Below are 13581 nucleotides of genomic sequence, written 5' to 3' on the forward strand. Positions count from 1 at the left end.
GCCACAGTCGCTGTGGCTGTTTCTCAACGGTTTTGTTCTGCTGTCGTCATTTTTTGTAAGGAATCGAGTCGCTGCAATAGGGCTTGTAATATCGTTTCCGATAGCATCGGAATTATATATTTTAATCATTGATAGTGCGAGCATCCCCGAAGAGCGAAGTCGATCGCTCTTCGGGGACGCTCGCACTATAATTTCTAGCGAAACTTGTACCAAGCTTTGACACTCAAGCGAGCTGAAGTCACTGAGATTCTGCTGACAGAATAACTTTAGTTATTACTAAAGTCTGATTCTCGCTACGGTAGCCAAACACCGTCTACACAGTCGGTCAAGTTTTACACCTAACTTACTGGCTACTTTTCTTAAAATATTGGCAGCGCCGTTTAGATCCGCATTAATTACAGTTCCATCAGCAGAGCGATACAGTCCACGTTTAATTCGTTTTCCAGATGCTTTCCACTCAGGCGGTTTTTCACCGTACTTGGGTAGGGAGTCTCCATCAAGAAAACTACTTTTGGACGTATATGCTTCTTCTGTTTCGGTGAACTTAATGCCGTGCAAGTTGCACAGTTGGCTCAAACGATCTTTTAACTTTCCTAGTGGCATTTGAACAAACTTTTGATTGTTCAGTTTACCCATATCAACATTGGATTTAAACCCTTGATTCCATCCAACTACTAGATTGCCAATGCCGTATTTCAAACAATGTTCAACAATCAGCTTCGCAGCTTTGTTGACACCATCGCGCATCTGGTGATTGCGCTTACGAGTTACGCGGTCTAACCAACTATCCCAATGATCCGTAGGTTTTCCCTCCTTTCTGGTTGCTACTTTTTTGTTCCCGAGTTGATTTATCGCCTTCATAGCGCGAGCGTCAATCAAGAATGAATTTCCCAGCGTGTCAACACAAGCCGCTAAATTGTCGGCAGTCCCCAAATCAATTGATAATGCTTGACTACGATCTAAATCATGCTGTTGACATTCTACTTCGTAAGACATTTCTAAGTAGAAAGCACCATTTTTAGGGAGAATAGTGAACTCTTTAACCTTTGAACAATCAATGTTTGACGGCATAGGTAGAAGAAATTCAGAAATCCCAAACCAGCGACGCACTGTCAAACCCAAAGAAAATCGTAATTGATTGCCGACAAGTGCTGGCTTTAACCCTCCAGAATTTGGGTAAGCTACTTTGAATAACTTAGACCCTGTTAAGTAGCTCGGTGGCTTAGGTTTAAAGTGAAAATTACCTTGAAGGTATAAGCTTCTCAATTCTTTGAAGCTTTTAAATGCCTCCGTCACCGACATCAAAGTTTGCTGCATGGGTGTTGAAGGCAGCGACTTGGCAACCATCGACCTAGAAATTGACGGTTCAAAAGACAAGTCAAATTTTCCTGCCAGTAGTTTCCCTGTTTTAAAGAAAGTCTGGCGAGCAAAATAGACGGCGCTATTGTAGAGCTTTCCCGACTGGCGGCAGAGATACTGCAACACGGCTTCAACTTCTTTATTGGGAGACAGTAATATTTGCTGTACTCCCATTGTTTTTCTAACTTTAGCCACCTCTTTTTCTTGAAAATTAATTGATTTATTTAGTTTGGGAGACTATAGTAGACAAGTCAATCCATAACAACAAAACTTTATGTTACCACTTCCAGAGTATCAAACCCACAACCACGTCAAGTTCTTGCTTAACTAACATTTTGTGTTTATCCCCAAACGCCAAAAGAAAGTTTTAGTCGGTAGTGTAGCAACTAGGCTTCGAGAAATATTCTTGACACTTGCAATTGAGAAAAATTGGGATATTCTAGCTTTGGAAGTGGCCCCAGATCACGTGCACCTATTTGTAGCGGTTAAGCCGATGGACACCCCGGCTTTAGTAATCAAGGCATTCAAAGGACGTTCTAGTCATCACTTGAGGGCTGAATTCCCAGAATTAAAAAAGCTGCCGTCTTTATGGACGAGCAGCTATTTTGTTAGTACCGCAGGCAATATTAGCAGTGAAGTTGTTAAGAAATATATCGAAGATCCACATCATTCTGCTAATTAAGAAAGACACTCTTGACTGAAGTCCCCCGTGTCGCTTTCCTCTCAGGGCTAAAGCCGCTGAGTTTCCCGCATCCCGTTTGAATTTTTATGAAACTTTTCTGGTTTCTTTAGATTTGCGTTGCTAGCGATGCGATCGCCTGTTTCTTTTAAGATACAAGGGGTGGGTTCACCACAATCTCTGACACCCAACCACAAACTATCTAAACCCGCCCTTCCCCACCCAAATATTACATCAGGATTTAGGTTATTTCGTGGTATCGGGGCGGGTTTACAGAATTTTGGGTTTGTTGCCTCAAAATGTTGATGAACCCGCCCCTATCGGCCCGATCGATCCACTAAGGTAAATCCGTCTCACCCATCAAATAAAGGTCGCACTCGCGGGCCACGCCGCGCCCTTCATTAATCGCCCAAACAATCAAACTTTGTCCCCGGCGACAGTCACCAGCCGCGAAAACTCCCGGAATGCTGGTGGTATATTTTTCGTGCTCCGCCTTCACATTGCTGCGCGCGTCGCGTTCCAATCCCAAGTCATCCAGCAAGGGCTGTTCCGGGCCCAGGAAGCCCATCGCCAGCAACACAAGCTGCGCCGGCAACACTTTCTCGGTGCCCGCGATTTGCTTCGGAATGAACTGTCCTTTCTCGTTTTTCGCCCACTCCACCTCAACGGTGTGCACGGCTTTGACGTTGCCGTTTTCGTCGCCCTCAAACCTTGTCGCCGTGGTGAGATAGCCGCGGGGGTCATCCCCGAATTTGGCTGCGGCTTCTTCTTGGCCGTAATCCAAGCGGTAGACTTTCGGCCATTCGGGCCAGGGATTGTTGGCGGCCCGTTCCGAGGGCGGTTTGGGCAGGATTTCTAGCTGTACCAAGCTTTTGCAGCCGTGGCGGATGGAGGTGCCCACGCAGTCGGTGCCTGTGTCGCCACCGCCGATAATCACGATATCTTTGCCTTCGGCGGAGATGAAGTTGCCGTTGGTGCTCTTGTCTAAAACTGCTTTGGTGTTCGCTGTCAAAAAGTCCATCGCGAAATGGATGCCTTTTAATTCCCGCCCTTCGATTCCTAAGTCGCGGGGTTTTGTCGCGCCGGTACAGAGGACAACTGAGTCGTATTCTTTTAGCAGTTGTTCGGCTGGTAAGTCTTTCCCAACTTCGGTGTTGCAAACGAATGTCACGCCTTCGTCTTCGAGGACTTTGAGGCGGCGCATCACGACTTGTTCTTTGTCTAGCTTCATGTTGGGGATGCCGTACATTAGCAGACCTCCCGGTCGATCGGCTCTTTCGTATACAGTTACCAAATGACCTGCTTTGTTCAGTTGCGCCGCAGCCGACAAACCGGCGGGCCCGGAACCGATGACGGCGATTTTTTTGCCGGTACGTTTGGCGGGCACTTCAGCGGTAATCCAGCCTTCATCCCAGCCTTTATCGATAATTGCGACTTCGATGTTTTTAATCGTCACCGGCGGGTTGTTGATGCCGAGCACGCAAGCGCCTTCGCAGGGGGCGGGACAGACTCTGCCGGTGAATTCGGGGAAGTTGTTGGTTTTGTGGAGTCTGTCAAGGGCTTCTTTCCAGAGTCCGCGATATACTAGGTCGTTCCATTCGGGGATGAGGTTGTTGATCGGGCAGCCGCTGGCCATGCCGCTAATCAGGGAACCCGTGTGGCAAAATGGAATGCCGCAGTCCATGCAGCGCGCGCCTTGGCTGCGGAGTTTGTCTTCCTCCATCGGTAGGTGAAATTCGTCCCAGTTGTGGACTCTCTCGACTGGTGAGAGTTCGGAGGGCAATTCGCGGAGGAATTCGATAAAGCCTGTTGGTTTTCCCATAGTGGTGTTTTGGTTAGAACTTATTCTTGGTAGTTTCTCAAAGGTGAAGCATTGTAGGCTTCTGAATTAACTATTATCATCTCAATTGCGGGCGATCGCAGCTCAGATTGAGCAATTCCTACCTGAAATTTTCAATATCGCCGGGAGTCGGGGAATTGTCGGCAGCCGTCAAATTATCGATCGACAGCAAAGAAACCCGGTTTTTGAGCGGGATTAAAGATTTTAAAGGTTTTGATCCAGTATTTTCGTCCATCAATCCCGGTTTTTGCGTATTTTCAGTATTGCTGATTCTCGGGCGATCGTCCCACCTCTCGAAACCCTCGCGGGTTAACTCTTCCGACTCTTAGCCTCAACTTTCAAGCGCCGTCCCCATCAGGAGGGCTGGAAATACAATACAAAAAGTTACAGACCTTGCAAAATATTATTTTCAGGATATACTACTGTAAATCTGTCGAGTAAGTGGGGTTGGGCTTGTCAACTCCTAAAATAAGTAAATAAACTCATGAGCATTAAAGTTCAGAACGTATCGAAGCACTTCGGCTCCTTTCACGCCATTGACAACGTGAATTTGGAAATTAAAAGTGGCTCTTTAGTCGCGCTGTTGGGGCCTTCTGGTTCCGGGAAATCGACTCTGCTGAGGATGATTGCGGGACTCGAACCGCCGGATACTGGTTCTATTCACCTGATCGGCGAGGATGCTACCCAGCAGTCGGTGCAGGAACGGCATATCGGTTTTGTGTTTCAGCACTACGCTTTGTTCAAACACATGACTATTAAGAAAAATATTGCTTTTGCGATGGAAATTCGCAAAGTTGCTAAAAACTCAATTAGCAGGCGGGTTGATGAACTTTTGGATTTAGTGCAGTTGACAGGTTTGGGCGATCGCTATCCTTCGCAACTTTCCGGCGGCCAGCGGCAGCGCGTGGCTTTGGCGAGAGCTTTAGCAGTTCAACCAAAAGTGCTGCTGTTAGACGAACCTTTTGGAGCATTAGATGCTAAAGTCCGCAAAGAATTGCGATCGTGGCTGCACAACCTTCACAAAGAAGTTAACATCACCACAGTTTTTGTCACCCACGACCAAGAAGAAGCTATGGAAGTAGCCGATGAAATTGTGGTCATGAACAAAGGTAAAGTCGAACAAGTTGGCACTCCTGCTGAAATTTACGACAAACCCGCAACAGCTTTTGTGATGAGTTTTATTGGGCCTGTAAATGTGCTGCCAAATACTGCGGGTTTGTTCGCCAGCAACGGCACAACGGCTCACAATAATGGAGCTGCCCATTCTGATTTAGTGTTTTTGCGCCCCCACGATGTGGAAATTCAAACTAATCCACAGTCTGGTTTTGCCTTAGCAAAAGTCAGCCGCATCATTCATTTAGGACGGGAAATTCAAACCGAATTAGTATTAGAATCAGATCAGATAGTAACAGCTTACGTAAGTCGCGAGCGCTTCGATTATCTACAGCTAAAGCGAGAGCAACAGGTTTATGTCAAGCCCAAACACGCGATGACTTTCCCTGCTTATTCAATTTAAATCAGCGACTGCATCCTACTCAACATACTATCGGGGAGCTTCTACAAAACACTGCTGCGACATATCATTACCAGGCTGGTGCTTGGTAATGCTGTCTCGTGGCTCCAAATCGGAGGAGCTTGCTCCTGAAATTAATTCCCAGGCTGTGACTGGGAACGATTGAAAAAAAGTCAGCGAAGAATATGAATGTTAACAAATTGTTGAATTTAGCAACTAGCACTTTAGTTAGTTATCGCCACTACATCCAGGCAGGATTAACACTTTGTGCAGGATTTGGAATGTCTGCGATCGCCTCTTCAGTCGCGTACAATTGGGAATACAAATTCATGCAAGCAGGACTGCAAGAGCAACTGGATAAAATAGCTACAGACATTCAGAGAGATGTTAGCGGGAATTTAGAAATAATTCGGGCTGCGGGAGCATTTTACAGCGTCTTTGACGGCGTTAAAAACCGAGAAATTAATACATTTGTTGGTGGTGCCCTGTACCGCCATCCGAGCCTCAAGGCGATCGCTTGGCTGCCCCGTGTTTCTGACTCGCCACAATTCCTGACTGATAAAATAGATTTAGGTTTAAATTTGAATTCCAATCGGCTAGCCTTAGAAACAGCCACAAAAAGACAAGAAATTATCGCGACTGACCGCCAAAAATGGTCTTCACCAAATCAACCGAGCGTCCTCGTATTTATGCCAATTTTTGGTCAAGTTTCTGCGGGTGATGCCGCAGCAATGCAGCCCAATTTTTCGGCGGGGGAACCAGAAAAATTGAAAGGTTTTACTCTCGGAGTTTTGCTGGTTGATGCTATAGTTAAATCGGCTTTACAGGAAACTAAACTCAACTTTATTAACGTATATCTTCAAGATGCTATGGCTCCTGAAGCAGAAAAGTTTCTCGCTTTTTACGAAGCGAAGACTAAAAGGATCGTCACCGACGAAAACATTAAAAATAACCTCGAAATCGGGAAAATAGCTTACTGCCCGGACGGCAGCAGTTGCACCCGCATTCTCAATATTGAAAATCGTAGGTGGTTGCTGCAACTGCGGCTAACGCCAGAGTACATTAATCCTCTCAGATTTTGGCGTTCTTTGACTGTTTTAATTTTGGGAACCATCTTAACTTTGGTGGCGACACTTTATCTAATGAGCTTGTGGAATTATACCGCTCGAATTGAAAAAGTAGCAGCAGAACGCACGGCTAAATCTCAACAGCTAGAGCAAACGTTGCAAGAGTTGCAGCAAACTCAAACTCAACTGATTCAGCAGGAAAAAATGTCTGGTTTGGGTTTATTAGTTGCTGGTGTCGCACACGAAGTTAACAATCCTATTAGTTTTATTTACGGCAATATCCATCACGCCAGCGCATATAGTAGGGATTTGTTGGAGTTGGTAAAACTATACCAAAAACACTATTTATACCCTCCCTCGGAAATTTCAGAGTATTTAGAAAATATTGACTTTGACTTTCTCAGCAAAGATTTGCCGCAACTGCTGTCCTCAATGAAAATAGGAGCCGATCGCATTGTTCAAATTGTCCAATCTTTGCGGAATTTCTCTCGTTTAGACGAAAGCGAGATGAAGCCTGTCAACATCCATGAAGGTATTGACAGCACTCTGCTAATTCTGCAAAGCCGGCTAAAAGCTACAGCCGATCGCCCGTCGATCGAGATTGTTAAAAACTACAGCAATTTACCTTTAGTAGAGTGCTATGCCGGACAATTAAATCAGGTGTTTATGAATATTCTGGCTAATGCGATCGACGCCCTGGAGAGTTACAACCTCGATCGCGGGCCCAAAGCAGCGAAAGCCAATCCGATCGCGATCGCCATAACCACAGAATATTCAAGTCCCGACAAAATAATTGTGCGGATATCTGACAACGGCCCCGGTATGGCCGAAAATGTCAAAAAACGGCTGTTCGACCCCTTCTTTACGACGAAACCGGTCGGAAAAGGGACAGGATTGGGACTGTCAATCAGCTATAAAATTGTCGTAGAAAAGCACAAGGGTACGCTGCGCTGCGATTCGACACCGGGATTGGGCACGGAATTCTCGATCGAGATTCCGCTGCGGCAAGAAGTCAGACAAGCAGTACCGTTTGTTTCACGGAAAATATCGGAGGCAGCTTAGAAAAGGCTGGGGGAAATTTTTTTTCCCATTAACTACTGTAATTAGGTCGGATTACAGTATTATGTGTAATAATGCCACAATCCAGACTGCTTTAGGCAGCTTAAACCGTCGGCACTGCCGATAATGTATAACCAAAACACGGTGAGACTAAATATGTTCACTGACTTGCAAATTATCTACGAACGTGACCCAGCGGCCCGCAACTGGCTGGAAGTATTATTTTGCTATCCCGGACTGCAAGCACTTTTTTTGCACCGGATAGCAAACTGGCTTTATTCCGCTGGGCTGCCGTTTGTACCGCGCTTGATTTCCCAACTGAGTCGGTTTTTAACAGGTATTGAGATCCACCCAGGAGCGAAAATTGGTAGGGGCGTGTTTATCGACCACGGCATGGGGGTGGTAATTGGCGAAACTGCGATCGTTGGAGATTATGCTGTAATTTATCAAGGAGCGACCATTGGTGGCACGGGTAAAGAAATAGGAAAACGGCATCCAACCCTGGGAGAAAATGTAGTGGTAGGGGCCGGTGCTAAAGTTTTAGGAAATATTCAAATTGGCAATAATGTTCGGATTGGTGCGGGTTCGGTGGTGCTGCGGGATGTCCCTAGCGATTGCACAGTTGTAGGAATTCCCGGTCGCATAATTTCTCGGAAAAAGCAGGTGGAAGATGCTCAAAACTCTCAAGACATACCGGATTTGGAAGCTCAAGCGATTCGAGCTTTGTTCGATAGAATTAAGGATTTAGAAGAGCAGGTTGATTTTTTGAAATCTCAATTATCTCCGCTGAGACCAACTCAATCAGAGCAAAAAGAGGCAGAAAAACATGAATTATTCATGTATTCTAATTTATTCATTACAGATTTTTTAGACGGTGCAGGAATCTAGGAAAGCTTGAATTTCTATAGATTTATGCGACCAACACTATCCTGCAGCATTGTACGAACTAACTTGAATTCCTTCAGTAACTGGCTATGACTATTGCTTCTTTTTCCACTAAAACTTTTGATGAAACGAGCCGCCATATATTTCCTCGCCGCTCGCACTTGCCCAACAGAAGCAATGCTCTGTGGCGAATTGAAAGTGGAGTAGTGCGAACTGTAACGTGGCTTGAAGATGGCACAATTATCACCTTGGGATTGTGGGGGCCTGGTGATACGATCGGCAAACCGATATCAAAATGCGATCCTTTTCAAATTGAATGCCTCACTAAAGTCGAGGCAGTTCTATTATCTGTCGAGCGCTGGCTAAATAGAGATATTTTGCTCACTCACATTCAGCAGGCTGAAGACTTTATGGTAATGCGAGGTTACAAAAGAGTTGATTTTATGCTCTATCAACTATTAATTTGGCTGGCTAAGAGGTTTGGTTCTGAGGTAGAGCAAGGACATCTGATCGATATGATTTTAACGCATCAGGACATTGCAGAAATCATCGGTACAAGTCGCGTAACGGTCACTCGCACCCTCGGTCATTTTGAGGAGCAAGGCTTGATCGATCGTCTGCCGCTCCACCGGATTATTCTGCAACCTTCAGATGTGTGGCACTACGAAATATAAAAGGTTATTAGCTGACAATGGGATATTCGAGCAAATTCAGAGTTTTCTAGACCACAGATCATTTGTATCAAATGTGCGTTAATTAAATTTAATCATCGACTCGTCAAACAGTTCAAAAGCAAGTGCGTATCGTCGCCATTGCTTTTTTGTTTCTCCTGATTTCTTTCTTCTCGCTGCCAAAAGATGCAATATCTCGCCCCTGTTGATTGCCGCCAAGTAACTCAGTTTGAACTCATATCTTGCACCATTCTCAAGAACAGGCTTTCCGGCCTGTTCCACAATCAAATTTACTCTTTGTGAAACAGGCCGGAAAGCCTGTTCATAAAAAGCTTATTGAGAATGGTACAACATCTCAGTTTGAATAAACTTAACGATGACACAGCATATATCCGCCTACCTACTTAGCAATTACTTTAAGGCGGTATTGCCTCTAAAATACTCGCTCCCTCCAACATTTGAGACTTTCGGGATCTAGCCGCTTCGGGGTGTTCCCAAGACGGTGCAAAGGGTGGAACCAAGAAGGAGCAAGCTTTCCACCCACCCTGTACCCCCACGCCGAGCATCAGGCAGTTTCCGCCCCTGTGTCCGTGCTGCTCGTAATACCGACAGTGCCGACAGCTTAAATTCCCTACATTTACGTTACTCACGGGATTTCTCCAACCGTTTTTGTAATAAAAATATACTAACACCTGTATGTCTACCGGAATTATGTACTATTATATAATGTACAATTTAAACTCGATCGCCAGTGGGGAATGTGGAACTATCTTCTAGAGTACAATATGCCCTGTTAGCGCTCTTGGAACTGGCGAGTCACTACCCGAAGGATTCGCCCCTAACAGTAAACGAAATTACTGTTTCTCAAGAGATACCGGAACGCTATCTAGACCAAATTCTTGCTGTGCTGCGGCGTGCAAGTATTGTCCAGAGTTTGCGGGGTGCTAAAGGCGGTTATTTGCTGGCGAAAGATCCTTGGGAAATTACTTTGCTAGAGGTGTTTTCGACACTCGAAGGATCGGGCAGTGGCCCGGCCCAAAAAGTTTCGGAATCTGTAACAATAGAAAAAACTGCGGTGCTAGAAATCTGGCAGGAAGCTCAACAGGCATCTTGGACTGTTTTGGGGAAATACACATTACAAGATTTGTGCGAACAGCGCGATGTTCGCAAACAAGCACATCCCATGTACTACATTTAAAGGGAGAGAAATTAAGCCATGAGAATAGCTAAGGATGTTACAGGAATAATTGGCAGAACTCCATTAGTTCAGCTCAATAAAATTCCCCAAGCCGAAGGAGTAGTTGCTCAAATTGTGGTCAAATTGGAAGGGATGAATCCGGCTGCTTCGGTGAAAGATCGGATTGCGGCGAGCATGATTCATGCGGCAGAAGATGCGGGGTTAATTCAACCGGGGAAAACTATTTTAGTAGAACCGACTTCAGGAAATACTGGAATTGCTTTGGCAATGATTGCGGCGGCGAAAGGCTACAGTCTGATTTTAACGATGCCGGATACGATGAGTTTAGAGCGCCGATCGATGTTAAAAGCTTACGGAGCTCAGTTGGAATTAACTCCGGGACATGAAGGGATGTTAAGCGCGATCGCCCGTGCGGAAGAAATTGTAGAAGAAACCCCCAATGCTTTCATGCTGCAACAGTTTCGCAACCCCGCTAATCCAAAAATTCACCGTGAAACAACGGCTGAGGAAATTTGGGAAGATACAGAGGGTAAAGTAGATTTTTTAGTTGCTGGAGTTGGCACCGGCGGTACGATTACTGGAGTTGCTGAAGTAATTAAACCGCGAAAGTCCAGTTTTAGGGTAATTGCAGTTGAACCAGCCACCAGCCCCGTCCTTTCTGGAGGCAAATCTGGTGCTCACAAAATTCAAGGGATTGGCGCAGGATTCATCCCAGAAGTGTTGAAACCAGAGTTAATTGATGAGGTAATCGCAGTTAGCGATGCAGATGCGATCGCCTACAGTCGCCGACTTGCCAGAGAAGAAGGATTGTTGTCAGGAATTTCTGCAGGCGCCGCTTTGTGTGCCGCAATTCAAGTCGGCAAGCGTCCCGAAAATGCGGGAAAACTGATAGTTTTTGTGCAGCCTTCTTATGGCGAACGCTACCTCAGTACAGCCTTGTTCAAAGATTTAGAATTGCCAACGATCCGCGAACTCGAATCATTAGTCAGCAATTATTAAATTGTAGGTAGGGCCTTGGTGACAACTTAACGTCAAACCGACCGTCTCTCTTGTTGTATCGAAGTCGAGATCCCCCCTCACCCCCCTTAATAAGGGGGGGACAAGATTCTTCTCAAAGTCGCCCTTCTTAAGGGAGGACAAGATTCTTCTCAAAGTCAACCCCTACTCCCCTTCTTAAGGGGGATTTAGGGGGATCTCGACTCGGCTATAAACAAAATATACAAAGGTTTTTAGGGGATTTTTGACAGCAATACTCCTGGCATTACCCTACTTTTCAGACTTGATACAATTTCCAACTAGCCATCGCCAACATTCCGTAAATTACAAACTTTAGTGGGCGTTGAGGCATAATTTGGCAGAATTTAGCACCTACCAAAACTCCCGGCACCGAACCCAACCAAATCGGCAAAACTAAACTCCAGTCTACCGTTCCGAGGCTGAGGTGTCCCACAGATGTAAACATCAACAAAATTGCCGCCTGGGAAATATCTGTACCCACCAATTTAGAAGTATCCAGGCGGAAAAAAGCAATCAGCAACAGTGCAAACATAGCACCGGAAGACACGCTAGTGATTCCCACTATGCAGCCTAAAATTGCTGCAGCACTCACAGTACAAATACGGCCATAATTAGTATTTAAGTCCCATTCACGGGGCGAAGGCAATTTAAAATTAGGGAAAAATGTTTTGACCACTAATTGGGTCAGCGATAAAGCGACAATGAGGGCGAGCCCTACTCCAAGACAGCGCAGCAATATGCTGTCTAAGTTCTGACTGCCGCTGGATTTGATGCAGTGTAAAATCCACACGCCAGTCAGCGAACCGGGCACGCTGCCCAAAGCCAGCCACTTCACTATTTGCAAGTCGAGGGTTTTTTGCTGCCAGTGTTTGAAGCCACCAACAATTTTCATCAGTGTAGCAGCTACGACATCCGAACTAATAGCAATTGATGCCGGAACCTGGAAGACGAAAATTAACATTGGGGTGATGAGCGAGGCTCCGCCGACTCCGGTCAAACCAACCAGAATGCCCACAAAAAAGCTGAGAAAGGATAGTAATAAGTAGTTCACTGTTATGCCCAAAAACTGTGTATTTAAGCGCTGCCAACCAACCAACCAACAAATAGATAACTGGCGCGGCTCCGGCAACACAGCTACACAGGCAAAATCTTACTCGCATCCCAATCTTTCTAACCAGGAATTTTGCTATTCAACGCTTGAGACTTACCGCGCGTTCAGCTACAAAACTTTTGGTAAAAGTAAGTAAATGCCAATAAACAAAACTACATAACTTGTAGTGTAAAAGCTCCCTAATTTTCTGATATCTACCTGTGTAACTGATTAAAAACCCTCGATTTATTTATGGGGTTTATATTCGACTTTCTACCTGGAAGTGACGAGCGTCACAGGTAAAGCAGAGCTGAGGTTAACCGACTGTTGGCTGGAAAAGAAATCGGGAGTATCGAGAACATTAAAATGAATCAATGCCACAATGACAACTGTGAAGGCAGTTGATGATATTAAACCCGTCAATAACTCTTTTTTGAGGTTTTTTTCCTTGGGTTTGTCTGTAACAATATCTAAAGTTCCTAGCTGCATCAACAGAATTCCCGCAATATTAGAAAGCCAGTAGCCGATAATTGTGCAAGGAAACAGTAAATCTGGGGAAAGCCAACTAAAGATATACCCAAAGGCGTAGGCAATTGGCAGATTGAAAAATATGTCGTTCCACCAACATAGCGGTGATAGCAAATATCCAATTGCCAGAAGCAACCCGCCTCGGATTTTTTTAAACCAGACTTCCTTAAAGCTTTTAGCTTGTGGCAACTGTTGGGTGAGTTGTTCTGCAAGCTGGTACTCTTTGCTGACTTTTTTAGCGTTTTCCACGTTAATAACTCATAACTCTATCGACTTACCGTAGTTTAGCATCTCAACAGAGCTATGTCTAGTAAGTCAATCGAGTTACCGTATTTTTTTGGTGATCGGCTGAAGATACTTTGTTTCCGGTAGAAAAATATCTATCCGGGAGAGGTTGTTGAGAATGCTGCCTGGTGTCGGTTTAGGCTGCGATCGAGAAATTGAAAGCTTCAGGCAAATGCTTGACAGTTTGCCAAAGATATGCAATATCGATACCCCAGTAAAATTGCAGGTAAACGAGCAAAAGCCCGATCGCAACTGTCACGCCTAGCAATTTAGGGACTATTTTCGCGACAGTCTCCAGCACTACGAATGCGGCCCAGATAGCAGCACCTAAGATGAGAATGGAAGCACTCGTGGCAACTATATCGCTATTCATGATTAACTCCTGTTGAC

General features: G+C 45.3%; 15 protein-coding genes. 8 read left to right on the forward strand and 7 right to left on the reverse strand.

Annotation, left to right across the window (positions count from 1 at the left end; all coding sequences use genetic code 11):
- Positions 1–276: 276 nt before the first annotated feature.
- Positions 277–1554: an RNA-guided endonuclease InsQ/TnpB family protein gene (locus QT998_RS06545; RefSeq protein WP_333114779.1), complete on the reverse strand. Its 1278-nt coding sequence runs from the start codon at positions 1552–1554 to the stop codon at positions 277–279.
- 142 nt (positions 1555–1696) lie between these two features.
- On the opposite strand from QT998_RS06545, the gene tnpA reads away from it, so the two are divergent.
- Positions 1697–2041 carry an IS200/IS605 family transposase gene (tnpA, locus tag QT998_RS06550; protein WP_333088952.1) on the forward strand — a complete coding sequence of 115 codons (345 nt, stop codon included), beginning with the start codon at positions 1697–1699 and terminating at the stop codon, positions 2039–2041.
- Positions 2042–2375: 334 nt separating this feature from the next.
- Here tnpA and gltD read toward each other — a convergent pair whose 3' ends face one another.
- A complete protein-coding gene (gene gltD / locus QT998_RS06555) occupies positions 2376–3860 on the reverse strand; it encodes a glutamate synthase small subunit (protein WP_333088951.1) in 1485 nt (494 codons plus the stop codon).
- 107 nt (positions 3861–3967) lie between these two features.
- Here gltD and QT998_RS06560 point away from each other — a divergent pair, with 107 nt between their 5' ends.
- The 5 genes from QT998_RS06560 (at position 3968) to QT998_RS06580 (ending at position 9076) form a co-directional block, all read left to right on the forward strand.
- Entirely contained in the window at positions 3968–4207 is a 240-nt protein-coding gene (locus QT998_RS06560) for a hypothetical protein (protein WP_333088950.1), read from the forward strand.
- Positions 4208–4362: 155 nt separating this feature from the next.
- Positions 4363–5394: a sulfate/molybdate ABC transporter ATP-binding protein gene (locus QT998_RS06565; RefSeq protein ID WP_333088948.1), complete on the forward strand. Its 1032-nt coding sequence runs from the start codon at positions 4363–4365 to the stop codon at positions 5392–5394.
- A gap of 182 nt (positions 5395–5576) precedes the next feature.
- The gene (locus QT998_RS06570) at positions 5577–7520 is read left to right on the forward strand and encodes an ATP-binding protein (protein WP_333088946.1); all 1944 of its coding nucleotides are present in this window, start codon (positions 5577–5579) and stop codon (positions 7518–7520) included.
- Between the two features lie 123 nt (positions 7521–7643).
- Complete coding sequence (gene cysE, locus QT998_RS06575; RefSeq protein ID WP_333088945.1) at positions 7644–8405, forward strand: serine O-acetyltransferase; 762 nt, start codon at positions 7644–7646, stop codon at positions 8403–8405.
- Between the two features lie 86 nt (positions 8406–8491).
- The gene (locus QT998_RS06580) at positions 8492–9076 is read left to right on the forward strand and encodes a Crp/Fnr family transcriptional regulator (RefSeq protein ID WP_333088942.1); all 585 of its coding nucleotides are present in this window, start codon (positions 8492–8494) and stop codon (positions 9074–9076) included.
- A 78-nt stretch (positions 9077–9154) separates the two neighbouring features.
- Here the strand turns inward: QT998_RS06580 and QT998_RS06585 are convergent, their stop codons facing one another.
- The gene (locus tag QT998_RS06585) at positions 9155–9355 is read right to left on the reverse strand and encodes a hypothetical protein (protein WP_333088941.1); all 201 of its coding nucleotides are present in this window, start codon (positions 9353–9355) and stop codon (positions 9155–9157) included.
- Positions 9356–9489: 134 nt separating this feature from the next.
- A complete protein-coding gene (locus QT998_RS06590) occupies positions 9490–9723 on the reverse strand; it encodes a hypothetical protein (RefSeq protein ID WP_333088939.1) in 234 nt (77 codons plus the stop codon).
- Positions 9724–9833: 110 nt separating this feature from the next.
- On the opposite strand from QT998_RS06590, the gene QT998_RS06595 reads away from it, so the two are divergent.
- Positions 9834–10271, forward strand: coding sequence for an RrF2 family transcriptional regulator (locus QT998_RS06595; protein WP_333088938.1), 438 nt, complete (start codon positions 9834–9836; stop codon positions 10269–10271).
- 18 nt (positions 10272–10289) lie between these two features.
- Positions 10290–11270: a cysteine synthase A gene (gene cysK, locus QT998_RS06600; protein ID WP_333088936.1), complete on the forward strand. Its 981-nt coding sequence runs from the start codon at positions 10290–10292 to the stop codon at positions 11268–11270.
- A 274-nt stretch (positions 11271–11544) separates the two neighbouring features.
- Here cysK and QT998_RS06605 read toward each other — a convergent pair whose 3' ends face one another.
- From QT998_RS06605 to QT998_RS06615, 3 genes are all read right to left on the reverse strand, one after another.
- Positions 11545–12339, reverse strand: coding sequence for a sulfite exporter TauE/SafE family protein (locus tag QT998_RS06605; RefSeq protein ID WP_333088935.1), 795 nt, complete (start codon positions 12337–12339; stop codon positions 11545–11547).
- A 312-nt stretch (positions 12340–12651) separates the two neighbouring features.
- The gene (locus tag QT998_RS06610; protein ID WP_333088934.1) at positions 12652–13155 is read right to left on the reverse strand and encodes a hypothetical protein; all 504 of its coding nucleotides are present in this window, start codon (positions 13153–13155) and stop codon (positions 12652–12654) included.
- Positions 13156–13327: 172 nt separating this feature from the next.
- On the reverse strand, positions 13328–13564 hold the full coding sequence (locus QT998_RS06615; RefSeq protein ID WP_333114783.1) for a hypothetical protein: 237 nt from the start codon (positions 13562–13564) through the stop codon (positions 13328–13330).
- Positions 13565–13581 lie beyond the last annotated feature (17 nt).

It is taken from the genome of Microcoleus sp. S1D4 (assembly GCF_036700765.1).
Classification (GTDB): domain Bacteria; phylum Cyanobacteriota; class Cyanobacteriia; order Cyanobacteriales; family Microcoleaceae; genus Microcoleus.

Bases quoted from the DNA above. Each gene is read 5' to 3' on its own strand.
- QT998_RS06580 (WP_333088942.1), top strand. From the start codon at position 8,492: ATGACTATTGCTTCTTTTTCCACTAAAACTTTTGATGAAACGAGCCGC.
- QT998_RS06615 (WP_333114783.1), bottom strand. From the start codon at position 13,564: ATGAATAGCGATATAGTTGCCACGAGTGCTTCCATTCTCATCTTAGGT.
- QT998_RS06565 (WP_333088948.1), top strand. From the start codon at position 4,363: ATGAGCATTAAAGTTCAGAACGTATCGAAGCACTTCGGCTCCTTTCAC.
- gltD (WP_333088951.1), bottom strand. From the start codon at position 3,860: ATGGGAAAACCAACAGGCTTTATCGAATTCCTCCGCGAATTGCCCTCC.
- cysE (WP_333088945.1), top strand. From the start codon at position 7,644: ATGTATAACCAAAACACGGTGAGACTAAATATGTTCACTGACTTGCAA.
- QT998_RS06570 (WP_333088946.1), top strand. From the start codon at position 5,577: ATGAATGTTAACAAATTGTTGAATTTAGCAACTAGCACTTTAGTTAGT.
- cysK (WP_333088936.1), top strand. From the start codon at position 10,290: ATGAGAATAGCTAAGGATGTTACAGGAATAATTGGCAGAACTCCATTA.